Origin of the sequence: Paracoccus sp. AK26, from assembly GCF_011801365.1 — a bacterium.
Classification (GTDB): Bacteria; Pseudomonadota; Alphaproteobacteria; order Rhodobacterales; family Rhodobacteraceae; genus Paracoccus; species Paracoccus aerius.
The window spans coordinates 17479-40327 of record NZ_CP041044.1; the positions used below are offsets into that span (position 1 = coordinate 17479).

A 22849-nucleotide genomic window follows, 5' to 3' on the forward strand; every position below is an offset into this window, starting at 1 on the left:
CCGTTCATGCGGTGACGCCGCACCAGACGGCGCCGCGGGGTCGACACTTCATATCACGTGAGCATCCCGAGCGTCGTCTCACCTATATGCGTGCACCTTAATCCGCCTGTGGGCTAGGTACAGGTGCCTCGGCCCCAAAGCGTTGTTCTACCTACTGCGACTGCTCGACTGCAAGCTAGGCGTGCCCACTCCAGGACGCCGGTCCCCAACATCTTGACAAACTTCCGAAATATTCCTTGTAAGGCATATATATTGTGACTACAAGTTGGAGGAAAGAGAGGTTGATGGAATGGGCAGATTACAGGGCAAGGTCGTAGAGGTTCGAGCGTCGAGCTTGAACGAGCATTGCCTAAAGATAGGTGAGGCACTCAAAGAGATTCGGAGGCTGTCAGGCTTAACACAAGCCGAGATGGCCGAACTACTCGATGTTGGACAGGCTTCCGTATCAAAGTTCGAGAAGGGCCGCACTGACATGCAGCTTTCCACAGTCCAAAAGTATGTGGAAGCGCTTGGTGGAACACTTCAGGTAAGTGCAGCCTTTGATTCTAGTAGCTCGTTGTGTCTGCACGTTCGCGAAGCATTTGACTTTGAGCTAGACCAAGAAGATCAACTTGTACTTCCGATCTTCACAGAAGAGCGGTTTCAATCTCTTAGAGATATTGTGCTTAGTATAAGGCCGAAGTTTAGCAGCAAGATTATGTCGGGTGAGAAGACTGTTGAGCTCCGACGTAGGTTCCCTGTGTCTGCGCCAAAGGGTACAATTGCGTACATTTATTCGACATCTCCAGAGCGTGCGATGGTTGGCATGGCGGAGATTTCGTCTGTGAAGAAGCTACCCATTGAAGAGATTTGGCGACGCTACGCGAATGTAGCATTTATTGAACGCCCAGAATTCGATCGCTACTTTGAAGGTCTTGATGAAGGTTTCGCTCTGGAATTTGCAAATGCCCGGCAGTTTGAAACACCAATAGACCTTCATGACCTTAGAGAGCGATTTGGCTTTGAGCCGCCTCAATCATTCTTGTATGCCAAACGCGACTTAAGAAAGGCCCTGAAAGATGAGCAATCAGTCGTATCTCATTGATACGAACATCATCATTGGCCTTGAAGACAATCACACTGTCAAACCCGCCTACGCCAAGTTCTCTCAGTTGGCTGCAAAGCACAAAGTTGATGTTCTAGTTCATGAAGCTGCGCGCGATGATATCAATCGCGACAAAGATGCTGCACGTCGCGCCATTTCGCTTAGCAAGGTCGACAAATTTCAGATCCTCGAAAAGGTCAAGGGCGTCACCAAGGAAAACCTTCAGCAAGCATTCGGCAGGATCCGAAAACACAATGATGAGGTGGATGCCACCCTGCTGCATGCGCTCTCTATTAATGCCGTAGATTTTCTCGTTACAGAGGATCAGGGGCTACATGAACGGGCGCAAAAATACGCTCCAGACCTCGTAAACCGGGTTTTGTTTATAGCCGACGCGGCTCAGTTGCTCACAACAACCTACGAACCCCGCGCCGTACCCATCCGCCATGTCGCCGATGTTTCTGCCCATACGATACCAGTTACGGACAGCTTCTTTGACAGCCTTCGTGACGGGTATCCGGAGTTCGATGACTGGTGGAAGACGAAGTGTGTAGCAGAACGCCGGCCATGCTGGATTGTTTATGACAACGATGAGATTGCTGGACTAGTTGTCCGGAAGGACGAAACCGGAATTAATACCGACGCGACGCACAAAGCGAAAAAGATCCTCAAAATCTGCACTTTTAAGGTCAGCCCAGAAAAAAGGGGTATCAAACTGGGCGAGCTATTGCTTAAAAAGGTACTGTGGTTCGCGCAAAAGAACAATTATGACTTGGCTTACTTGACGGCCTACCCGGATCAAGATGCATTGATTGCCCTGTTGGAGTTCTATGGGTTCGAGAAGACCGGGACCAAAGGCTCCGATGGTGAGCTTGTTCTCGAACGCTCCTTCTCGAATGCACAGCTTACCCGTGTCGTTGGCACATCGGTCTACGAAACAGACCGAAGAAGCTATCCACGTTTCGTGGCCGACGCGGACGTACGTGGTTTTATCATCCCGATCAAAGAGAACTACCATGATGTTCTTTATCCAGACCTCCGAGATGCGCGTCAGCCAGATATGTTTCGCGACGCCCCTCACGGAGCTGGTCCAAGACGGCCAGGTAACACCATTAGGAAGGTTTATCTCTGCCGCGCGCCTTCAAACCTTGGCTCGCCGGGATCAGTACTTTTTTTTTACAAAGGAAAATCGGTGGAGAGCCCGTCTCAGGCACTAACAGCGGTTGGTATTCTCGACGATGTCTCACTCGCAACGTCCACCAAAGAACTTATGAAGCTGACTGGTGGCCGATCGGTTTACAGTGAAAAAGAGCTCGAGGACTATCACGCCACAGTTGATGATCCGGTGAAGGTTATCAATTATTTGCTCGTTGACTATATTGATCCCCCGATTTCCCTAGACGAGTTGCAGGATACCGGGATCCTTGCAGGACACCCGCCACAATCTATCGTGGAGTTGAAGGGCAAGCGACTGCGCGAAGCCTTGGATCGCTGCAATTTCGGGTTCCCCCTTTGACGCGTAGAGTTGGTATTGTTACTGGCATTTCCGGAGTAGGTAAGACGTCTCTACTCAAAAAAGTCGCCACGGCCATCCCAATGCAAGTTCTCTCTGCCAGCAGTCTGATCCGCAACTCACTTGCACAAACTGAGGAACAAAATACGCCGCAAGACCGTCTTTGCGCTCGCGACATTGATGACAACCAAGCCGCTATGCTGAAAGCTTTCAAGCGATATGCCAATCCTGACACAACACTTATCGTTTTGGACGCGCATGTCGTCGTCGATACTCCTAATGGATTGACGCGTGTCGGTTCAGATGTGTTTCGTGAGATCAATGCGGACTTTGTCGTCTTCGTTAAAGATGAGCCCCGGAAGATTCACACGAACCGTGAACGCGATGGAAGCCGGTCAAGACCCAAGCGGAGCGTCGAATCTTTGGCTAAATACCAAGACATTGCCATTGCAGCTGCGCGCGACCTCTCAAAAGATTTGAGTATACCTATATATTTTGTGGACGGCGGTGACGGCAATGCGCTTTCCGAGATTTTGAAAAACATTCAAGAGATTGGACCCGATGTCTGACAGCAAATCCATTGCATTTTGGTGCGAACGCGCAATTGCTACCGCAGAAGTCCACGCAGAGTTCCACGTAAATCTCTGGCACTTTTCAAGCACGAAGCGTAGCGACTTTATAGAAATCGGTGTGATGCCAAGCAACCCTTCGGCATTATCAGCAATTCGGATCTTTGTTCCCTTCTTCTTGCGACGTGAAAATGTTACAGACCTTGGGCCAGAGTTTGCGTCGACTGAACTTGCTCAGGGAATTTTCAATGAAACCCTCTCATCCACAAAAAAGCCTAGCGGCAAGTCGGTAGAACTGAAGATCGGCACCAAAACCTATTGCCACGTCCATATCTTCTCGCCTGAAAACGGTTCAATCGATCCGTGCGAACTTGACATAAGAGAGAAGGACGGAGGTACTTTGCTTTCGATTACCTCAATCGCATTGCAGTCACTTGCGAGACAATGCAACAGCAACCCAGAATGCGGCTATTTTCGCCTTCGTCTATTGCCAACTAAGCACGATACGCGGCCGTTTGTGACTGCGATCAAACCCAAAGACAGAGCGTGGACCAGCGGATTTGAGGAGATTGAGTACATCGATTGCCGCTTAAATGAGGCACGTACGCTTCCAACATCAATCGAAGCATCAGCCGATGCTGCTCCACATGGTCTCGCAGACGTTTCTCGTATCGTGTTCTTGGCCGTGGTCCCAGTTACGTCGTCGATTACATCATCCCATGCTGAGTGGCATAAAAGTCGTTTACTCGAGACCCAGATTTGGAAGGATTATGTCCCCCAGGGCTTGGAAGATGGCATGGTAGTCTATCATTGGCGGAAGGAATTCAAAGGCGTTAAACATAATTCGCTGCAGGGATTTTCAGCATTTGTGAAGCTACAGACAAGAAAGACGAGCTCAGTAGTGATCGGCGTTTACGCTTCAGTTGCACTGGCATTGGGTGTCGTTGGCAGCTTGACAGCAAGTGCAGTTCAGTGGTGGGTCACTAATGGCGGTGGTCCCTAAGCAATCAGTTTTCATGGTCGGCTATTGCGAGCTAATAATATACTACTTTGCACCCGCCGCTGAGGCCCTTTTTTTGTCCTACGTGTCAACTATATGATCGTAAGTTTTTGTGGTTGCGACGAACGACTGCTTTTGCTTGATGCTGCAGTGGCCTTGGTGCACCGCCCTAGGGCCGCTTACCGCCCGTTGCGACGTTCAAGCTTTTAGATTACGCCAAGACTCGGAAGCCTCAGACCGTCTCAACGCTGACCCGCGCCCGTTCCCCGCCCAGGGCCGCGAAAGCCCGCTGGCGGCAGGTCAGGACCAGGATCTGCTGGTCCTGGGCCACGCGGTGCAGGGCGGTGAACATCGCCTCGATCCGGTCGTCGTCGCTGTGGACCAGGGCGTCGTCCAGGATCACCGGCACCTGGGTGCCCGCCCGCGCGAACAGCCGCGCGAATGCCAGCCGGGTCAGGATCGCCACCTGTTCCCGCGTTCCCCCCGACAGGATGTCCAGGGCCTCGGGCTGGCCGTCTCGGGTCAGCACGGCGGGCAGCAGGGTCTGGTCGTCGATCTCCAGCGTGGCGCCGGGATGGATCACCGCCAGCAGAGGCTGCAATTCGCGCAGCACCGGCCCCAGATAAGCGTCCCGCGCCTGGCGCCGCGCCTCGTCAAGCGCCCGGCGCAGGCGGGTGAGCGACTGCACCTCGGCGGCATAGCGCGCGGCGCGGGCCTCGGCGTCGGAAAGCCTGCCGCGCACCTCGTCCAGGCGTTCCTCGATCCCTTCCTCGGCCAGGGTGCCGATGGATCCGTTCAGCATCGCCAGATCCTCGCGCAGGCGGTCGCGCTGCGCCTTGGCCTGGGCCGCGACCGACTGGGCGCGCGACAGGGCGGCGCGGGCCATATCCAGGTCGGGGGCGGCCCGTTCCAGCCGCGCGCATTCGGCCTGGGCATCGGCCAGCCCGGACTGGTGGCCCGTCCGGGCGTCGCGCAGATCGCGCAGCCGGGCCGTCAGCGCCGCCGGATCGCCGGCCTCGGCGGCCGCGGCCTCATGGGTGCGGCGGGCGGCGGCAAGCGTGGCGGCGGCGGCGGCCCGGGCCTCGGACGCGGCACGCAGGGCAGACTGGGCCTCGGCCGCGGCGGCGCGGGCCCCATCCTCGGTGGCGGTGGCGATGGCAAGGTCCGCTTCAAGGGCGGCGGGGTCGCCCGCGTCCTCAGCGCCCGCACCGGCTTCCGCGACCGTCTGGGCATGGGCCTGGCGCAGGGCCTCCAGCCCGTCGGGGGCAAGCTGGGCCAGAAGGGCCTGGGCGCTGCGCAGGCTGTCGTCCAGCCGCTGCGCCTCGACCAGGCGGGCGCGGGCCTGGGCCAGATCCTCGGCCCCGCAGGCGGACAGCCGCTGGGCCAGCGTGGCCGCGGCCTTGTCCAGTTGCGCCCGGTCGCCGCCGGTCTGGGTGCCGGGGTCGATCCGCATGGTGCCGATGCCGGGCAGGTCGAAGTCGCGCGGGCCGGTCAGGCGGTGCGGGCCTTCGGGCAGGTCGGCCCCATCGGCGCGGACCCGTGCGGCGCCGCTATAGGCAAGGGACAGGCTGACCGACTGCGCGTCCAGGCGGGCCTCGGCCCGGTTCAGCTCGTCGGCGGCCTGTTCGGCGGCGGCAAGGGCCTGCGGCGTCACCACCAGCAACCCGCGCTGCGCCCGCTGTGCCTCGATCTCGGCGCGCAGGCGCTCGGCCTCGGCCAGGCTGCGGGCCAGGTGCGTGGCGCGGTCCTGCGCGGCGCGGGCAAGGCGCGCCCGCTGCGCCAAGGCCAGACGGTCGCGCAGGGCGCGGGTGGCGGCCTCGGCATCCCGAAGGGCGGCGGCGGTGTCGCCTTCGGCCTGGGACAGGGTGGCTGTGCGGCTGTCATGACGGGCCGCATCCTCGGTCGCCGCGGCCAGGGCCTGGGCCGCGCGGGCGGCGCGGTCCGACAGCGTTTCCAGCCGCTCGATCTCGGCACGCGCATTGTCGTCGGTGGCCTGTGCCAGGGCCAGGGCGCGCTGCGCCGCCCCCAGCCGGTCGGCATGGGCCTCGGCCTCGGCCAGGGCGGCGCGGGCAGCAGCCAGGGCCTTGGCGCGGCGCCGGTCCTCGGCCGGGTCGTCCAGGGCTGCAAGCTGGCGCTGCGCCTCGCTGCGGCTGGACAGGTCGCCCGACAGCCGCGCGGCCTTGGCGGCAAGCTCGGCCTTCTCGGCGCGCAGGGCCTCGGCCTCGGCCTCGGCCCGGGCCCATTCGCCGCCTGCCTTGGCCTTGCCGGTCGCGGTCGCGAGCCTGCCAAGCGCATCGCCGACCTTTGCCGCCACCCCATCCAGCCGGCGCCCGCCGGTCATCATGTCGATCTCGCCCGCGACCGAGGACAAGAGATCCCGCCGCGCCGACAGCGCCCGTTCGCGGTCGGACTTGTCGCTGGCCGAACTGCCCTCGGGTTCCAGGCCCAGCAGGCCTTGGCGCACCCACAGAAGGCCCGACGGCCCCGACAGCCCGGCCCCCAGCATCCGGTCGATCCAGGCCTCGGCCTCGTCGTCCTGGGCCACGGTCCGCCCGTCGCGCGACACCCTGGCCGAGGCGCGGGTCAGCCACCGCTTTTCCACCCGGTAGCGCCCGTCGGGCAGGTCCAGATCCGCCGCCACCTCGGGCGCGCCGCCGACATGGGGTTGCAGCGCCTTGATCCCTGCGCGGGTGGCGCGGTGGCGTTCGAAGAACAGCGCGTGGATGGCGTCGAAGAAGGTGGACTTGCCGAATTCGTTGGGCTCGCACAGCACGGTGATGCCGTCGCCGATCCCCTCGATCCGGGCGGTGTGGCCGGCGAAGCGGCGCACGTTGGTCAGTTGCAGCGCGCGGATCTTCATGCCCCCACCTCTTGCGCCAGGGCATAAAGCCGCGACAGCGCGGATGCGGCCACCGCGCGCTCAGTGGCGCTGCGATCCCCGTCGCCCGCCTCGGCCAGCAGCGCCTCGGCCGCCTGGCGCAGCGCACCCGCGCGATCGATCCCGTCCAGGTCATCGGGCCGCGCCTCGGTCGCAAGGCCTGACAGGTCGTGGCCGAACCAGCCGAAATCGGGGGCGGCCGCCTGCGCCGCCGCGTCAAGCGCGGCCCGGTCGGACAGGGGCAGGCGGCCGGTGGCGACAAGCCGGACCAGCAGGTTGCGCCGCATCATCGGCAGGGGCAGGGCGCCGTCCAGCCGGGCCAGCGGATCGTCGCCGGGCAGCAGGTCCAGCGTGACGGTCTGCCAGCCCATGCTGCCGGTTTCCACCGGTCGGACGCGCGCCGTCCCGTCCAGCGTCACCAGCAGTGCGCAGCAGGCGGCAGAGTGCTTGAAGCCGTCGGCCTCGGGCGTGCCGGGATACCAGGTGGCCGCGTTCACCTCCATCCGGCCGTGCCAGTCGCCAAGCGCCAGGTAGTCAAGGCCGCAGAGCCGCGCCCGGTCGGGGGCGATGATGCCCGCCACGCCTTCCTCGCCCGAGAAATCGGCGATCGCGCCGTGGCCCAGGCCGATGCGCAGGCAGCCGTCGGGGGTGGGGGCGGCCATCGCCTCGGTCAGGTCGCGGCCGGGGCGGCGCTGCGTGCAGGGGGCGGGCAGGACAATCACGCCGGGGGCTAGTTCCACCGGATCGGGGCTGGTGATCGCCCGCAGGTTCGGGGGCGCCTCGGACCCGATGCGCCGCCACAGTTCGGTCGCGGCCAGGCTGTCATGGTTGCCCGGCAGCATGATCCAGGTGATGTCGGCCTCGGCCGCCATGGCGCGCAGGGCGTGGCGCAGGGTGTCGGGGGCAGGGGTCTCGGCATCGAAGGTGTCGCCCGCCAGCAGCACCGTGGCCGCGCCCCCGTCCCGCGCGGCCTGGGCCAGCCGGGCGATCGCGCCGTGGCGGGCCTCGCGCAGGCGGTTGCGGATGGCTTCGGGATAGGTGCCGAAGGCCTTGCCCAGGTGCAGATCTGAGGAATGCAGGAAGCGATACATCGGAAAGGGGATCCTTCGGGTCGGCACTGTCGCGGATCGAGAACAGAACACGCACGCCGCTGGTTCGGCAAGCCCAAAGAGGCGTTGTGCGCTTTGTCCTGGCAGGCTGATGACCCGCCTGTCCTGCGGCGCTTGCCATAGAGAGCCAGAGGTCTGGCGGACTGTCCGTGACGGGTCGAGGGCTGGAGGAGAGGCCTCCGGCGCCCGTCGCGGAGGACATTCCAATGTCTGGACCAAGGCGAGCTGCCCGAGCGACAGATCCTGCAGGCGGCGGTCATTCCACAGGGTCCCGTCGCTCCCGGGGAACTGTCCCATCATCTCACGGGACACATCCTGAAGCGCGTGCTGACATCTACACGCGCGTTACCGCAGAGATCATGGCAGCCCTCGAGCACGGGGCCGGTGAGTGGCACGCCCCGTGGTTCCATGACGGTGCCCATGCCGCCCGCCCGACCAATGTTGCATCAGGCAAGCGTTACCGGGGCATCAACACCGTGGCGCTGTGGGTCGCGGCCATGACATCGGGCTACAGCGATGGCCTGTGGGGCACCTACCGGCAATGGCAGGCTGCCGGTGCTCAGGTTCGCAAGGGTGAGCGCTCGACCACCGTGGTTCTGTGGAAGCAGATCGCCTCGCGCGAGGAGACAAAGGCAGAGGACGACGGCAAGGACGATGGCGGTCGCGCCCGGATGGTGGCGCGGGCTTTTGCGGTGTTCAACCTGGCCCAGGTGGACGGATACGAACGCCCTCTGACACCGTGCCTGCCCGAGAGCGAGCGTCTGGCACATGCGGAAGCCTTCATCGCCAACCTTGGGATAAGAACCGTGTTTGGCGGCTTAGAAGCCTTCTACCGTCCCTCCGTGGACACGGTGTTCATGCCCGAGTTCGCGCAGTTCCGGGACGCTGCCTCGTTTTATGGGGTCTGGCTGCATGAGCATGGCCACGCCTCGGGGGCAAAACACAGGCTTGATCGCGATCTCTCGGGCCGGTTCGGCTCAAAGGCTTATGCGGCAGAGGAATGCTGTGTCGAGATCCTCAGCGGCCTCGTGCTTGCCGATCTCGGCATTGCCCATCATCCGCGGCCCGACCATGCCGCCTACATCGCCTCGTGGCTCAAGGTCATGGCTGCAGACCCCCGCGCGATCTTCACGGCTGCCGGCAAGGCCCAGCAGGCCGCCGACTGGATGCATGCGCAGCAGCCCGCTCTCACACCACCCGGCGCACCCGATGAACCGGAGGATGGCCACCCTTGGTCTCCCGTTGTCGTCGGCACCGTCTAGCAAGCTCGCCTGAAGACGTGTCAGCGCAACGTGGGCTTTTTGCCTACGATCAAACTGCCAAGTTCGGGAGCCATCGCCCTCTGGCAAACGTCTTAATTCTGACAGCGCGCCAGAGGCGGCTTGCGGAGAGCCAGAGGAGGGCTGGGGTGTTCGTGACGGGTTGAAAGCCAGGGAGAGAGGCTCCCCGGCGCCCGTCGTGGAGAACACGGCCATGGCTAAAGCCAATTCCCCCATCACCCTCGCGTCCGCGCGCGACATTCCCTTCGACAAGCTGGTCCTCAGCCAGTCCAATGTCCGGCGGATCAAGTCCGGCGTTTCGGTCGAGGAGCTTGCCGCATCCATTGCCCGGCGCGGCTTGCTCCAGTCCCTCCACGTGCGTCCCGTCCTGGACGAGGACGGCCAGCAGACCGGTCTTTTCGAGGTGCCCGCCGGCGGCCGACGCTTCCGGGCGCTTGAACTGCTGGTCAAGCAGAAGCGTCTGGCGAAGACCGCGCCCGTGCCCTGCATCGTCTCGGGGAGCGGGTCCGATACGGATGTGCTCGTGGCCGAACTGTCCTTGGCCGAGAACATCGAGCGGGCGCCGCTCCATCCGCTCGATCAATTCCGCGCCTTCCAGACCCTGCGGGAGACCGGCATGACAGAGGAAGCCATTGCCGCGGCCTTTTTCGTCGACGTGAAGGTCGTCAAGCAGCGCCTGCGGCTGGCCTCTGTCTCGCCCGCGCTGCTCGAGGTCTACGCCGAGGACGCCATGACGCTCGAGCAGTTGATGGCCTTCACCGTCTCGGAGGATCATGCCCGCCAGGAGCAGGTCTGGCAGGCCGTCAGGGACAGCTGGTCGAAGGAGCCCCACACCATCCGCCGGATGCTGACCGAGACCACGGTGCGGGCGTCCGACCGGCGGGCGCTCTTCGTGGGCATTCCCGCCTACGAGGCGGCCGGCGGCACGGTGCTGCGCGATCTCTTCGAGGGCGACGATGGGGGCTGGCTGCAGGACGTGGCCCTGCTCGACCAGCTGGTCGCGGAGAAGCTGAAGTGTGAGGCCAAGGCGATTGCCGCGGAAGGCTGGGCCTGGGTCGAGGTAGCCGCGAGCTTTCCCTATGGCCACGACGCGGGCTTCGGCGGATTGCCGGCACCACCATCGACCTGACTGACGAGGAGCGCGCCGCGCGCGAGGCCCTGCGCGACGAGTACGACCTGCTCGAGGCCGAGCATGCGGAAGCCGAGGAACTGCCCGAAGATGTGGACCGGCGGCTGGGAGAGATCGAGGCGGCGCTCGAGGCTTATGAGCACAGGCCGGTGGTCTTCTCGCCCGAGCAGATGGCGCGCGCCGGGGTATTTGTCAGCATAGGCGCCGACGGCAGGTTGATGGTCGATCGTGGCCATGTCCGGCCCGACGATGAGGCCGGGCACGGGGCTGAGGACGGTGCGGCTGGGGGATTGCCCGATGCGACGGGCGGCGTCACGCCCCACGACGCCGGACAACTCGCCGCCATCACGATGGCGGGTGAGCCAGGCACCGGGGAGGATAGCTCCGAGGACACCGACACCCTCAAGCCCTTGCCCGAGAGCCTGGTGGTTGAGCTGACCGCATATCGCACCTTGGCGTTGCGCGACGCCCTGGCCGCGCACCCGCATGTCGCGCTGACAGCCCTTCTGCACCGGCTGGTGCTGGACTGTTTTGTCAGCCGCGGCTGCGGCGCGGCCTTGGAGGCCTGTGTCCGGACCGTCTACTTTCCCGTGCAGGCCCCGGGTCTGGCCGACAGCCTGCCCGCGCAACGGATCGCTGCGCGCCATGCGGTGTGGCAGGCCGACCTGCCCGATGCCGAGGATGACGACCGGCTCTGGTCCTGGCTCGAGAGCCTCGACGACGCAAGCCGGCTGGCACTGCTGGCTTACTGCGTCAGCTTCGGGGTCAATGCGCTTGTCGAGCGGCCCGGCTTCAGCGGCGGCACGAGCGTGAGCCAGGGGGGTCTCGAGCGGCGCCTCCGCGAGGCCGACCGGCTGGCCCGGGCGACAGAGCTCGATCTCGTGGAGGCGGGCTGGCGGCCGACGGTCGAGAGCTATCTTGGCCGGGTGACCAAGCCGCGCATCCTTGCGGCAGTGCGCGAAGGCGTCGGGGAGGCAGCGGCGCAGCGCATCAATCACCTGAAGAAACCCGACATGGCGCGGGAAGCCGAGCGGCTCCTGGCGGAGACCGGCTGGCTGCCCGAGCCGCTGCGGCTGGGAGACGCCGACAGCGGAACCATCGGCGTCGAGGTTGCCGGGTCAGCTTGCCTGCCGACCGACCCGACCGGCGAGGCCAATAACGCGGAACCAGACGACGCGGACGATCCGCACGGGAGCTCCGTCCGGAGCAGGCGAAGACGGCACTGTCCGCGTGGAGGAGGCCAATCCGCAAGGCATGGCCGCCGAGTGAGGATGGGAGACGGGGCGGCATAGCCGCCCCGTCTCCCGCTCTCCCGGTTCACGACGGCTTGGTCGTGTCGCGCTGACCTGAGGCCGGAGCCGTGAACAGCACCCTCCTTATCAAGAGGCAGAGCCGGTGGGGGAGGGGACAAGCCCGGCGCGAGGAGGGAGAGCCGCGCCGTGGCGTTCCTGTCATTCCCTCTCCCGGAGGACCTTTCCATGACCAATTCCGAACATGCCGGCAAGCCGGACCTCGACCTTGCTGCAAGCATGCCCGTGTTCTTGCCGAACACGATGCTCATCAACAACGCGCAGCCGCGCTGCGCCCGGCAACAAGGCCGCGCTCTTCGATGCCCTGGAGGCCGCCGGGATCCACCGTCACGGTGACCTTCGACGGCTACGGCGACAGCGGCCAGATCGAGGATGTACCGGCAACGCGGCGAGACCATTGTCGACCTTCCCGCAGGCCAGGTTGCGCTGGCGTCCGCTACGTGGAACTCGGACGATGTGTCACGCCCAAGTGGAGATCGGGGCCGCCCTCGAGCAGCATTGCTATGACTGCTCGAGCAAAGCCATCCCGGCTGGGAGAACAACGACGGCGCTCTGGCGCGTTCGTCTTCGACGTGGCGGCCCGGGCGATCACCCTCGATCACAGTGAGCGCTATACGCCACTGAAACCTACAGCCACGTGTTCTAAGGAGGAGACCATGGCACATCCTTATCATCACGCCTCTCCTCGGTCCGCAGCTGGGGCGGCAGCATCGAGGAATACCTGGCCGTCCATGCCTGGTTCGATGGCAGCAAGGAGATCCTTGCGACTTCCGGCACCGGGGCGCTGCGCCATCATGCCGAGGGCATCTTCATGTCGGAACGGCTGTTCGGCACCACGCTCACCCTGGCTCGGGGCGGCAGATCCCACCCGGTGGATCGGCGAGCAGCATGTCGCGAGGATCTGGGCCATATCCAGCTTCGCCGACTGGGCCAGGGCGATCCGCCCGGAGCCGTGGATGGGACGGAGCCAGGCGCTCGACTGGTCGTCGATCCCGCTTGGCCACACGAGGCGGAAGATCCTGATGTTTGCGGCCTCTCTGGCGGGTCACCGCCGGAGCGTCGATCAGGCCGACAGCCGGGCAGCAGAGACAGAGGAAGGCTGGGAGAAGGCTGCGCCTGCCGGAGCTAGAGAGCGACATGGCAGGCGCATCCCCGTATCTCATAACCGGAGATCTCCGCCATGAGCCTCACCGCACCCTCATTCTCCTCTGCCATGCCCGTTCCCGAGGAGCGCCGCATGGCCTTTCTGCCTCGGCTGTTCGGCGCCCGTCTTCTCCTTGTCGGCGAGCACACGTCTTCGGCTTCATGGAAAGGCTGAGCCCGACGGACTACACCGGCGGCATGTGGGACTTCCTTGAGCGGGCAGGCGACCCCTTATCTCGCCCCGACCTGCAGGCCGCGCTTCCATCTCGTCTGGGACGGTAACGGCTATGAAGGCGAGGTATCGGCTGACGCCGCGGGCATCATCGCCAGCTCTTTGCCTTCTCCCACCTGTCGTTCCGCCATGACGCCCCGGAACTCTCAGACGGCTTTGCCCGCCTTTACGCCCATGCCGCGGATCATCCCGAGGCCCGCGAGATTTTCCAGGCCATCGACTGAACCGTGCAAGCGCCCTGCTTTACGGCGGGGCGCTTGTTTCCTGCTGGCTTTCGCCATGGCGCCGCAGGAGGGCGGCTCAGACGGCAAGCGAGAGAAGCCTACCTCTGGACACGCGCCGGATCTAGGGCCGAGGAGAAGATGCGCATCAGGTCGTTATCCTTGGCAGAAGGCGGTCCGATCAGCAGGCGCGTGGCTACCAAAACGGCCCCTGTCGAGCGGCTTGGCTGCAATCTCGTGCTGTCTTGCCGAGCAGCCCACCTTGGGGTTACCGGATGATCATGGCCGTGCATGCAAGGCGGACCCACGATGGAAGAGCGCACAACCCGCGATGAACGCCTGGATGACTTGGCGCAAACCCTGGCGGACATGCTGGGCGTCGACAAGACGGAAGCCATGCGCCTGGCTCTCCAAAACGAGATCGAGCGTCTGCGGTCCACACCCACCATTGATGACCAGATTGCGACCTTGCGCGAGACGGTGAAAAACTACGGCCGCAAATCGACGCGCATGGTGCACCCGTCAAAAAAGCGCTGAGGGTCATACCAACGCTTTCGTCTGACCGCCTTGCGCGCTGTGCGCACAGAGGCATCCGCTGTCACAGTTGACGCCGCTTCGTCACATGACTGCGGGTACTTGTCGCCGACCTGTGCCTTGAAGCCCAAGACCCTGCTTCCGCCAGCAGACCAGGGGATGGCCATCACGGAAGGCTGTGAGGGTGTGCCGCCCGGCCGTGGTGCGGTGATGGAGACCGCCGGCAAAGACAGAGGGGGGTCGGGGCAGGAGGGTTGAGCCGATGCGGTCGAGAGAGTGCCGCGAATTCGTGCTTTCCGCCCCCGGGAAAACGCCGCGACCGAGGGTCCGCGGTCCGGACCCCGGAGGCGGCAGATGCCCCAGCACACAGGAGGTCCTCTCATGCCCCATCGTGACGCGTCCGATCTGGCGATCCGTCTTGGCCGGGAGGCCGAGGCAGTCTGCCGCCATTACCTGTCCTCTGGCCGCAAGACCGGCAACTACTGGCTGGTGGGCGATGTGAGAAACACTCCTGGCCGCTCGATGTTCGTGCGTCTGGCGGGCCCAGAGACCGGCGGGGGGGCCGCGGGCCGCTGGTCCGATGCCGCCACGGGCGAGCACGGCGATCTGCTCGACCTCATCCGCAAGGCGACGGGCCTTTTCGACTTCAAGGATGTGGCTGCCGAAGCCCGCCGGTTTCTTGCTCTGCCGCGTCCCGACCCGGAGCCTGGCCTTTCTCCGGACGGTCGGCCATTGCGCAGGGCACCCGGCTCCCGACAGGCGGCACGGCGGCTCTTCGCCATGGCCGAGCCGATCGGCGGCACGCTCGCGGCAACCTATCTGGCCGGGAGGGCGATTACCTGCCTTTCCGGCACGGGTGCGCTGCGCTTCCACCCCCGGTGCTACTACCGGCCGGACGAGCATGGGCCAACGGAGACCCGGCCGGCGATGATTGCCGCTGTCACCGATCTCGCCGGCCGCCAGACGGGCGCGCATCGCACCTGGCTTGCTGCCGATGGGTTGGGCAAGGCCCCGATCGCCACGCCGCGCCGGGCCATGGGGGAGCTTCTCGGCCACGGCGTCCGCTTCGGGGTGGCCGATGATGTGTTGGCCGTGGGAGAGGGCATCGAGACTGTGCTGTCGCCCCGCCAGGTGCTGCCCGGCATGCCGATGCTGGCAGCCCTCTCGGCTGCCCATCTTGCTGCCGTGCTCTTTCCTCCCACGTTGCGCCGCCTGTATGTCCTGTGCGACCGTGACCCCGCCGGCGACAGGGCGCGCGACAGCCTTCTGACCCGAGCGGCCAGCCTCGGCATCGAGGCGATTGCCCTTGTGCCCGTCGGAGGCGACTTCAATGAGGACCTGCGGCACTTCGGGCTGCAAGTCCTGCAGGCGGCGCTGAAGGACGCGCTGCATCCTGACGACCGGCACCGTTTCCTGAAGGGGTGAGGGCAGGCTCGGGGGTGCAGGGGTGCCAGCCTCTGCCCTTTGGCCGGGTCCCTCCCTGTCCCGGTCACCTCTCCTTCACGCGCGGAGATCCGCGTTCCGGGCCTTCGAGGGGGGCAATCGGCGCACAGCCGGCCCGTCGGGCAATGGCGGCGGCCGACTATTTTCCGCCGCGTCCTGCGGACGCTTTGCATCGCGAAGCAAAATAGCCGGCCTTGGCCATCAAGGCCCTCGCGAGGCGCGAGGGCTGCCCGTCCGTCCCGCCCGTGCGCGTCGATGCCCGCGAAGGCCGCGAGAAACGTGCGCCCCGCCCCCATCGAAGGAGAACGCGATGACACAGGATCCCGACGACCAGGCCCCCGAGCCGGTCCACACCGCCTCCCAGACCGACCACGTCCTGACCGAACTCCAGCTTTACGGCTGGCGCCCCTTTCAGGACGAGCCCGACCCCCGGCCGCTTCCGGAGGCGGACACCGTCTCCAGCGCCGTGTCCGACATCTTCGACGCCCTGGTGGCGAGCCTCAGTGACACCCGGCTCGAGCCCGATCTCGAGGAACTGCTCTGGGGCACCGTCAATCTCTTCCACCGTGCCGCGGCCCGCGTCGAGCGCGAACTCGACAGCAACGAACAGGCGCAGCGCCGGCTGCAGCGCGAGCAGGACGGCAGCGAGGTGAAATCCGTCGAACTCGAACGCCTCACGGCCGAAGGGCAGACCTTGATCGAACGGCGCGCCGGCATGGAGCTCTTCCGCGACCTCGCCACCGAGGCCTTCGAGCACCACACCGGCAGTGCCTGGCGGCCACGCACGGGCTCGATGGTCAGCCATCGCCATCTCACGGCGGCAATGATCGACAGCCGCGACTTCCTGGCCGCCAAGCGCCGGGCCGAGACGGAGGTGATGCTGCCTGCCGGGCCAAAGGTGGCCCTGACCGGCGGGGTGGACTTCAACGATCACCGGCTGATCTGGGCCAGGCTCGATCAGGTCCATGCCAAGCACCCGGACATGGTGCTCCTGCATGGCGGCTCACCGAAAGGGGCGGAGCTCATTGCCTCCCGCTGGGCCGATCACCGCAAGGTGCCCCAGATCGCCTTCCGTCCCGACTGGACGAAGCACGGCAAGGCCGCGCCCTTCAAGCGCAATGACGCGCTGCTCGATGTCCTGCCGGTCGGTGTCCTGGTCTTCCCCGGCACCGGCATCCAGGAGAACCTGGCTGACAAGGCCCGCAAGCTGGGCATCCCGGTGATGAAGATCGAGGGCGGCGCGTAAGCGCCGTTCTCTACGGCCCTCTTCCTGCCACGGCTTCGTTGTCAGACGCCGCCTGCTGCGCCGCTCTGCGGCGTGTGGTCCGGCAAAAGGTCCGGGTGACGCGGGGAGCGCCGTGCAGGGGGGATTCGGTCAAGCCGAACGCCCCCTGCAGGCTGATTGGGTGCAGATGACAGCTGTCGCAAGGAAGAAAGAGGGGAACCGCCGGTTCCCCCGTCAACCGCAAAATACGGCGCCCTAAGGGGGCACCCCCATCTTCCGCGCCGCCAAGCGGCGGCTTGTGCAGACGGGGCCCCCGACCCTTGGGGCTTGATTTTGCAGTTGCCGGGCCCCCCTCCCGCCCTCGCCGGGAGGCAGCCCAGGAAGGTGAGACGCGCCGGGGGCGCGGCTCGCCTTCCCGGTCCGCTCCCATTCTTGAAGAAGGGCAAGGCCGGGAGGGGATCGCCAGATCATAAGGAGGGTTTTCTCATGACGCGGTATCAATGCATCTCCTGCGAGGCCACCCAGACCACGGCGGGCACCCGTCCAGACGCTTGCCGCCATTGCGCGGGGCCGGTCTTCGATCTGGACCGCTACGAGGCTGCCATGGCCGAGGCGCGGATCATGGGGGCGCAGAACGACGCCTTCCGGGCAGCCCTTGGGCAGACCGAGTGGCAGGGCGAGACTCTGCGCGGCAGGGTGGTCGTGACGCGCGGGATCGTCGCCCGTGGCCCTGACTTCATGGACGCGGCCCTCGACCGGGTGCGCACGGACGCGTCCGTCGTGGACGATCATGGCACCGATGGCCTCCGCAGCTTCGGCATGCCGGATGTGCCGCACGGAGACGAGACCGTGCGCATCTACTGGAAGATCGACCTTTACGACACCGACGGGCTGATGGGACCGGAGCAGGAAAGCGATCCCGCGCAGACGATCCGTGTTCTCACCTTGTGTCTGCCCGACGAATACTGATCTCGCACGGGCGGCTTCGAAAGCGGGGCCGCCTGACTATCGCACATAGTTTGTCCGGGAATATAAGGCGTCAGGAGAGCTGGACTGCGACGTCCGAGCACCCGCTTTGACGCGCATCCTAAGGCCGCTCGCACCGGACCTGGGGACAGTGCCTTGCCGATGTCCCGAGAGCTTCTCAAGCCATTCGGCTCCACCTGATACAGGTCCCGCGGCGTGACAGTCATCCCAGCACTCCTGGGGTGAGAACAGGGTGCCGATGGTGCCGAGGGCGTCAGGTCAGACATCGCCTCGTTCCGAGACGTCCGCGAGTATTTCGTTTTTGTCAATTGCTGGCCCCTTATGAGCAGAAGGATCGTTGTTTCTCCTCATCCCCTGAGGGAGGGCAGCACATGACCGACGCGACACTCTCGCTAGACGGCCTTGAGCCGATCAGTGGCACCGTTGAAACCGGGGGCGACTATATCCGGTTCAGCGCAGACGCGGCTCTCGACGAAGGTCAGATCAACGGGCCTCATGAGGGGCAGCTTACCCTGGACGGTGCCGACGAACGGGTCGTCGTTGAGAGCTATCACGTCCTTGAGGGCGGCGGCTGCGAAATAACCCTTCGACGCATTACGCCAACTGCGTCCTGATAAGGGTCAGTCATATTGGCAGATGCAACCAAATGGCTCTTGGTCATGACCTCGGCTATTACTCTAACGTTGTAGTCAGCATTGGCAAAGGCGGGACCGCAGCAGGTTTACTCTGCCGGCCCCCTAAGAAATCTCTTGCTGCGCGGTTGAACCCTATGCCAAGCAATGGCTTGTTGCGCAGCGGAGAGGGACGATGGCACGCGGGACAGTCAAGTGGTTCAACACCGACAAGGGTTATGGCTTCATTGCGCCGGAGACCGGGGGCGGAGATGTGTTCGTCCATATCACGGCCGTTCAGCGCGCCGGGTTGGACACGCTGCGGGACGGGCAGAAAGTCTCCTTTGAGCTGGAGACCGGCCGCAACGGCAAGACGAGCGCGGTTGATCTGCAGGCCGTCTGAGACGCCAAGGGGGTCGCCGCCCTGCCGCAAACGTGCTGCGGGTGAAGGTTCTTTCACAGAATCTGCTGGCACCGTCCCGCCCTGTTAACGGCTCCTTAACCGGGTTTGCCTTATGCAAATAGCGCATAAGAGGATCGGGCATGAGCTACCGGATCACCACCTACAGCGCCTTGCAGGCCAACCTGTCGGCGGCCAACACGGCCGTAATGCTGTGCCGGGCCAACATTGGTCGAATGCCTTTGTCCAGCCAAGAACGCGATGCAACGATCGACCGGATCAGAAAGCAGATCGGCGAATTGGAGACGCTCATCCTGGAGCTTGAAGGACCCGGTGGCAAGCACGCCGCGCCCTTCATCCGGACGCGCGTCAGAAAAGCACCTCCGCCCCGCCGAGCCAGCACCCTGTCGGACAACAGGACGTAACAGCGGATCCCGATATCAAGGACCCAGGCGAAGGCGCGCCCGTGCTTCACGGAAGGGTCCCGGAGATCTTTCCCGCCCCCGACACCGATGGCACCACGCCTCACGGATGGGGGATCTCTCAGCCGGGCGGGAACACTCTGAAACCAACCACACACACCCGCTCGGCTGATAACACCTTTATGTCTGCGCCGGGCTTCAGGGGATAGTTGTTCTTTCGGGCAGGGGGCAGTGCCGTTAGGCATCTGCTCCGGGCGGCTGCGACTTACCCGCTGTGACCTGTCGCCCACCCCTCTATTCAGCAGGGACCTGCCGGGGTAGAGCAGTGCGGTTACGCGAAGACGGCGAAGCCGAGAAGCGCAGCTTAGGTCGGCCTCAGCGGTGACCCAGCCATCGGGCTGACCACCTCCTGAGAAGAGGTCAGACGCTTGCGGGAGGTGTGGGGGTGATCTCCTCTCTGTGCGGGACAAAACCCGTGACAGATCCCCCAGAATGTGGCATGGTAAGAAGAGTAGGCGTGGCAGGAAATGCACGATGTCTACACCAGTGGACAGGAGCGCCCGATGGCCCTTCGAGACACGACCCAGACCCTGGCAGACACACCACGCCCTGGCGATGACGAGCGATTGACTGCAAAGCGGCGCGTCCGCTCCCAGCCTGCCGCAACGGCGAACACGAGCCGGCCCCACCATAGCCGGGAAACCGCCACCACGGAGGGCAAGCCCGTCTCGGCGCGGCTGTCGCCTGCCGAGAGGGAGGCGCTCGAAGCCCTGAAGGCGCGCCATGGCCTTGGCTCGACCTCGGACGCGCTTCGCGCCCTGGTGCGCTCTGCCTCGGGCCTGCTGGAGGCGGAGCCGGCAACGGCCAGCGGGCTTGAGGCGATCCGTGCCGAGCTGCACGAGATCGGCGTCGCCGTGAACGCGATCGCCCTGGCGGCGGGCCAGGGCCGGATCGATCCGGCTCATGAGCACTGGGCGGCACTCAGTACCCTGCGCCAGGCCCTGCCGGAGATGCGCTCCTATCTGCGGGCGGTGGTGGACGAGCAGCGCCGGCGCGGCATCCGGCTGTTTGCCGAGTTCAGGGAGGCCGAGCATGGCAAGCCTCGCGGATGACCTGATCGGCGAGATCCGGCTGCGCCGCCTCGGCGGCCGCGTGGCGCGGGACAGCGGGTTTGGCAAGGCGCGGGGACGCCGGTCGGGGGCAGGGGGGTCGTCCTTCTCGGCGCGAGCCCGCAATCTGTGGCGGGTCGGCCAGGGCTCGAACGCCGCGGTGCTGAAGAAGATCGCCCGCGGCGGCACGCAGACGCCGGTCCGGCTCAAGGCGCAGCTCCGGTATCTCTTCACGAAGTCCGAGGCCGTGTTCGGCAACACCATCGGGCTTGATCCCGACGCGGAGGGGCTGACGGCCGATCAGCGCCGCGCGATCGCGCTCGAGTGGTCGGACGGCTGGCGGGGCGAGCCCAAGAACGGCCACACCACGCATCTGCTCCTCTCCTTTCCTTATGATCTCTCGCCCAAGAAGGCCTTGCGGATTGCCGAGGCCTGGGCCTTCGAGATGTTCCAGTCAGGCACCCATATGCAGGATGAATGGGCCTATGTGGCGGCGCTGCATACCGACCGCTCGCATCCGCATGTGCATATCGTGGTGAACAACCGCGGGCTCGAGGAGGGCACCTGGTTCTTCATGGCGAAGGACCATGCCTTCAACCTCGCCATCATGAAGGAGCGCCTGGTCGAGATCGCGGGCGGAATGGGGGTGGAGCTTGATGCCTCCTCGCGGCTCGAGCGGGGCATCCTGACCTATGGGCCGAGCCGCGCCGAGATCGAGGGGGCCGCGCGCGAGCATCGCCCGGTGCGCGAGCGGGCGCTGCAGGGCCCGGCGCTTGAGGAGGGGCTGGCAGTGGTCACCCGCAGTGCGGCCACGCTCAGGACGCTGGCCGGGATCGCCAGCCTCGCCCGGCTGGAGGACGTCAAGATGGGCATGGAGCGGGCCGCGGCGATCCTGGAGGCGGGCGGCATCGTGAGTTCGAAAACCCTGGAGGGTGAGATGATGGATGTGCAGAACACGGATAGCCCGCGGACCCGGCAGGATCTGGACCGGGTCTTCTCGGGCTGGCTCGACCGGGTCGAGGGCGAGATCGCCACGTTGGGACCCAAGGACCGGCGCAAGATGCGCCACGAACTGGCCAAGGTCACGACCGCGATCCTGCGCGATCTGGGCGATGCGCGCGGGGCCGAGCTGGTGCAGGAGCCGCCGCGCTCGACGCTTTACCGGACCGAACTGGACGGGGACGCCATTACCCGGGGCAGCGCGACACGGGTGCTGAGTGGAGAGACCACCCGCGAGATCCGCGCGGCAGTCGTGGCGGCGGCCGAGGCGGTGGGCATCGAGCGCGGCGCAATGGAGCGGCGGCTCGAGCATCGCGCCGCGAATGCCTGGCAGGAGCGGGAATGGGTCAAGGCGGATCTCAAGGCCGTCTCGGCCGCGCAAGGGCTCGATCTGGAGGACGCCAAGGGGCGCGCGCAGGCCGCAGATCTTCTGGACCGCTTCCATGCCCGGGCCACGACAATCCTGGACGGGGCCCTGGGGATCGGTGCGATCGAAAGGACCGCGCACCAGCAAGACGACGACCGCCTGGTCCGCACCCTGGAGACGCTGGCCACGGTGCACCACCGGCACGGCCGGGTGGAGTTCGAGCGGGAGGATCATGCCGAGCGCTTTGCCACCGACCTGAAGGAGCGCTACGGCGAGACGATCATGGCGCAGATCGCTTCAGGCGATGATCGGGCCTTGGCCTCCGACTTCCCCGAGCCGGTGCAGCGGCGCGAGATTGCCCGTGCCCTGGTGGCGGCGGCCGAGAGCCACGAAAGCATGGGGCTGTCCCGGCGGCAGGCCGAGCTGGCCCGGGAACGGCTCCTGGCGCGCGAACACAGCCGTGAGACACCGCAGCACGAGCTGCGCCGCAAGGATCACGATCTGGATCTCTGAAAGGGCGGCAAGCGGCGTTTGATCGGTCGGGACGTGCCTGACGACGCTGTCGCTGGCGCCACGACATGGGAGCCAAGAAAGTACCCGATGTTGCGGATCAAAAGTGTGACTTGATAACTGTTATGAATGCTGCCACTTTGGTTCCAGCATAAGGAGCAGGACATGCTGAGTGCCGAACTTGGACCGAAGCTTGAAGGCTATGTGGCGGAGCTTGTCGAAAGCGGCCGCTACAACTCGAAAAGTGAGGTCGTGCGCGAGGGCATCCGCCTGATCCAGGAGCGCGAGATGCGCCTGGCCGTGCTGGACCAGGCTCTGGCGCGTGGCATGGCCGATGCCGACGCAGGGCGGGTGCGGCCAGCTGCGGACGTGGCGGCCCGGCTGGAAGCCAGATACGAGGCATGGCCGCGCGGCACGGAATGATCGTCGAGATCACCGCCACGGCCGAGGCGGACCTGGAGGGGATCGGCGATTATATCGCGCGCGACAATCCTGCCCGCGCCGTGACCTTCATCCGGGAGCTTTACCAGTGCTGCATGGACTTGGCGGAGATGCCGCTGGCGTGGCCAATCGTGCCCCGCCATGAGCGCCACGGCATTCGGCGCCGGGTGCATGGGCGGTATCTGATCTTCTATCGCGTCACCCCTGAGCGGATCACGGTCCTGCATGTCGTGAACGGCGCCATGGACATCGAGGCGATCCTGTTCCCGGACGGGTGACGCCGCGGGGCACCAATCCCGAGCCGGATCGAAGCCCCGGGGACACCGGCATCGT

The 22849-nt window shown here is 64.9% G+C and carries 19 protein-coding genes and 3 pseudogenes; 20 read left to right on the top strand and 2 right to left on the bottom strand.

The genetic code is table 11. The features are described from left to right. The first annotated feature begins 289 nt into the window (after positions 1 to 289). From FIU66_RS14980 to FIU66_RS14995, 4 genes are read left to right on the top strand one after another with little or no spacing between them, the layout of a single operon-like run. Entirely contained in the window at positions 290 to 1084 is a 795-nt protein-coding gene (locus FIU66_RS14980; protein ID WP_167623717.1) for a helix-turn-helix domain-containing protein, read from the top strand. After that, complete coding sequence (locus FIU66_RS14985; RefSeq protein WP_167623718.1) at positions 1059 to 2600, top strand: GNAT family N-acetyltransferase; 1542 nt, start codon at positions 1059 to 1061, stop codon at positions 2598 to 2600. The genes FIU66_RS14980 and FIU66_RS14985 overlap by 26 nt, the downstream gene beginning before the upstream one ends. Then, complete coding sequence (locus tag FIU66_RS14990; protein ID WP_167623719.1) at positions 2597 to 3166, top strand: AAA family ATPase; 570 nt, start codon at positions 2597 to 2599, stop codon at positions 3164 to 3166. The genes FIU66_RS14985 and FIU66_RS14990 overlap by 4 nt, the downstream gene beginning before the upstream one ends. Next, a complete protein-coding gene (locus tag FIU66_RS14995; RefSeq protein WP_167623720.1) occupies positions 3159 to 4169 on the top strand; it encodes a hypothetical protein in 1011 nt (336 codons plus the stop codon). The genes FIU66_RS14990 and FIU66_RS14995 overlap by 8 nt, the downstream gene beginning before the upstream one ends. Positions 4170 to 4398: 229 nt before the next feature. Here the strand turns inward: FIU66_RS14995 and FIU66_RS15000 are convergent, their stop codons facing one another. Continuing rightward, positions 4399 to 7026, bottom strand: a complete 2628-nt coding sequence (locus FIU66_RS15000) for an AAA family ATPase (protein ID WP_167623721.1) — start codon at positions 7024 to 7026, stop codon at positions 4399 to 4401. Continuing rightward, positions 7023 to 8135 (bottom strand): DNA repair exonuclease, encoded by a 1113-nt coding sequence (locus tag FIU66_RS15005; protein ID WP_167623722.1) that lies wholly within the window; start codon positions 8133 to 8135, stop codon positions 7023 to 7025. Before FIU66_RS15005 ends, FIU66_RS15000 begins: the two co-directional genes overlap by 4 nt. A 224-nt stretch (positions 8136 to 8359) precedes the next feature. Between FIU66_RS15005 and FIU66_RS15010 the strand changes: the two genes are divergently transcribed. The 16 genes and pseudogenes from FIU66_RS15010 (at position 8360) to FIU66_RS15085 (ending at position 22794) form a co-directional block, all read left to right on the top strand. Then, entirely contained in the window at positions 8360 to 9415 is a 1056-nt protein-coding gene (locus tag FIU66_RS15010; protein WP_167623723.1) for an ArdC family protein, read from the top strand. Between the two features lie 211 nt (positions 9416 to 9626). Continuing rightward, positions 9627 to 11746, top strand: a pseudogene (locus FIU66_RS15015) (ParB/RepB/Spo0J family partition protein); the annotation flags it as partial. A gap of 294 nt (positions 11747 to 12040) precedes the next feature. Beyond that, the gene (locus tag FIU66_RS15020) at positions 12041 to 12208 is read left to right on the top strand and encodes a hypothetical protein (RefSeq protein WP_167623724.1); all 168 of its coding nucleotides are present in this window, start codon (positions 12041 to 12043) and stop codon (positions 12206 to 12208) included. Positions 12209 to 12528: 320 nt separating this feature from the next. Beyond that, positions 12529 to 12852, top strand: a pseudogene (locus tag FIU66_RS18210) (hypothetical protein); the annotation flags it as partial. 200 nt (positions 12853 to 13052) lie between these two features. Continuing rightward, a pseudogene (locus FIU66_RS15030) lies at positions 13053 to 13471 on the top strand (antirestriction protein). A 306-nt stretch (positions 13472 to 13777) separates the two neighbouring features. Then, positions 13778 to 14005, top strand: a complete 228-nt coding sequence (locus FIU66_RS15035) for a type II toxin-antitoxin system VapB family antitoxin (RefSeq protein ID WP_167623725.1) — start codon at positions 13778 to 13780, stop codon at positions 14003 to 14005. A 378-nt stretch (positions 14006 to 14383) separates the two neighbouring features. Next, positions 14384 to 15427 (top strand): toprim domain-containing protein, encoded by a 1044-nt coding sequence (locus FIU66_RS15040; RefSeq protein ID WP_167623726.1) that lies wholly within the window; start codon positions 14384 to 14386, stop codon positions 15425 to 15427. Between the two features lie 328 nt (positions 15428 to 15755). Further along, entirely contained in the window at positions 15756 to 16691 is a 936-nt protein-coding gene (locus FIU66_RS15045) for a DUF2493 domain-containing protein (RefSeq protein WP_167623727.1), read from the top strand. Between the two features lie 465 nt (positions 16692 to 17156). Beyond that, positions 17157 to 17639, top strand: coding sequence for a DUF3768 domain-containing protein (locus tag FIU66_RS15050; RefSeq protein ID WP_167623728.1), 483 nt, complete (start codon positions 17157 to 17159; stop codon positions 17637 to 17639). 389 nt (positions 17640 to 18028) lie between these two features. Continuing rightward, positions 18029 to 18271: a hypothetical protein gene (locus FIU66_RS15055; protein ID WP_167623729.1), complete on the top strand. Its 243-nt coding sequence runs from the start codon at positions 18029 to 18031 to the stop codon at positions 18269 to 18271. 193 nt (positions 18272 to 18464) lie between these two features. Further along, positions 18465 to 18671: a cold-shock protein gene (locus FIU66_RS15060; protein ID WP_167623730.1), complete on the top strand. Its 207-nt coding sequence runs from the start codon at positions 18465 to 18467 to the stop codon at positions 18669 to 18671. A 140-nt stretch (positions 18672 to 18811) separates the two neighbouring features. After that, complete coding sequence (locus FIU66_RS15065) at positions 18812 to 19093, top strand: hypothetical protein (RefSeq protein WP_167623731.1); 282 nt, start codon at positions 18812 to 18814, stop codon at positions 19091 to 19093. 560 nt (positions 19094 to 19653) lie between these two features. Beyond that, on the top strand, positions 19654 to 20202 hold the full coding sequence (locus FIU66_RS15070; protein WP_167623732.1) for a DNA mobilization endonuclease VirD1/MobC family subunit: 549 nt from the start codon (positions 19654 to 19656) through the stop codon (positions 20200 to 20202). Next, the gene (locus FIU66_RS15075) at positions 20183 to 22078 is read left to right on the top strand and encodes a relaxase/mobilization nuclease domain-containing protein (protein ID WP_167623733.1); all 1896 of its coding nucleotides are present in this window, start codon (positions 20183 to 20185) and stop codon (positions 22076 to 22078) included. The genes FIU66_RS15070 and FIU66_RS15075 overlap by 20 nt, the downstream gene beginning before the upstream one ends. A 162-nt stretch (positions 22079 to 22240) precedes the next feature. After that, on the top strand, positions 22241 to 22498 hold the full coding sequence (locus FIU66_RS15080; RefSeq protein WP_167623734.1) for a type II toxin-antitoxin system ParD family antitoxin: 258 nt from the start codon (positions 22241 to 22243) through the stop codon (positions 22496 to 22498). Continuing rightward, on the top strand, positions 22495 to 22794 hold the full coding sequence (locus FIU66_RS15085) for a type II toxin-antitoxin system RelE/ParE family toxin (protein WP_167623735.1): 300 nt from the start codon (positions 22495 to 22497) through the stop codon (positions 22792 to 22794). Before FIU66_RS15080 ends, FIU66_RS15085 begins: the two co-directional genes overlap by 4 nt. Positions 22795 to 22849 lie beyond the last annotated feature (55 nt).

What these genes read in the sequence shown, in the direction of transcription:
- FIU66_RS14980 (WP_167623717.1), top strand. Translation starts at nt 290, where the DNA reads ATGGGCAGATTACAGGGCAAGGTCGTAGAGGTTCGAGCGTCGAGCTTG.
- FIU66_RS14985 (WP_167623718.1), top strand. Translation starts at nt 1,059, where the DNA reads ATGAGCAATCAGTCGTATCTCATTGATACGAACATCATCATTGGCCTT.
- FIU66_RS14995 (WP_167623720.1), top strand. Translation starts at nt 3,159, where the DNA reads ATGTCTGACAGCAAATCCATTGCATTTTGGTGCGAACGCGCAATTGCT.
- FIU66_RS15000 (WP_167623721.1), bottom strand. Translation starts at nt 7,026, where the DNA reads ATGAAGATCCGCGCGCTGCAACTGACCAACGTGCGCCGCTTCGCCGGC.
- FIU66_RS15005 (WP_167623722.1), bottom strand. Translation starts at nt 8,135, where the DNA reads ATGTATCGCTTCCTGCATTCCTCAGATCTGCACCTGGGCAAGGCCTTC.
- FIU66_RS15010 (WP_167623723.1), top strand. Translation starts at nt 8,360, where the DNA reads ATGTCTGGACCAAGGCGAGCTGCCCGAGCGACAGATCCTGCAGGCGGC.
- FIU66_RS15020 (WP_167623724.1), top strand. Translation starts at nt 12,041, where the DNA reads ATGACCAATTCCGAACATGCCGGCAAGCCGGACCTCGACCTTGCTGCA.
- FIU66_RS15035 (WP_167623725.1), top strand. Translation starts at nt 13,778, where the DNA reads ATGGAAGAGCGCACAACCCGCGATGAACGCCTGGATGACTTGGCGCAA.
- FIU66_RS15040 (WP_167623726.1), top strand. Translation starts at nt 14,384, where the DNA reads ATGCCCCATCGTGACGCGTCCGATCTGGCGATCCGTCTTGGCCGGGAG.
- FIU66_RS15045 (WP_167623727.1), top strand. Translation starts at nt 15,756, where the DNA reads ATGACACAGGATCCCGACGACCAGGCCCCCGAGCCGGTCCACACCGCC.
- FIU66_RS15050 (WP_167623728.1), top strand. Translation starts at nt 17,157, where the DNA reads ATGACGCGGTATCAATGCATCTCCTGCGAGGCCACCCAGACCACGGCG.
- FIU66_RS15055 (WP_167623729.1), top strand. Translation starts at nt 18,029, where the DNA reads ATGACCGACGCGACACTCTCGCTAGACGGCCTTGAGCCGATCAGTGGC.
- FIU66_RS15060 (WP_167623730.1), top strand. Translation starts at nt 18,465, where the DNA reads ATGGCACGCGGGACAGTCAAGTGGTTCAACACCGACAAGGGTTATGGC.
- FIU66_RS15065 (WP_167623731.1), top strand. Translation starts at nt 18,812, where the DNA reads ATGAGCTACCGGATCACCACCTACAGCGCCTTGCAGGCCAACCTGTCG.
- FIU66_RS15070 (WP_167623732.1), top strand. Translation starts at nt 19,654, where the DNA reads ATGGCCCTTCGAGACACGACCCAGACCCTGGCAGACACACCACGCCCT.
- FIU66_RS15075 (WP_167623733.1), top strand. Translation starts at nt 20,183, where the DNA reads ATGGCAAGCCTCGCGGATGACCTGATCGGCGAGATCCGGCTGCGCCGC.
- FIU66_RS15080 (WP_167623734.1), top strand. Translation starts at nt 22,241, where the DNA reads ATGCTGAGTGCCGAACTTGGACCGAAGCTTGAAGGCTATGTGGCGGAG.
- FIU66_RS15085 (WP_167623735.1), top strand. Translation starts at nt 22,495, where the DNA reads ATGATCGTCGAGATCACCGCCACGGCCGAGGCGGACCTGGAGGGGATC.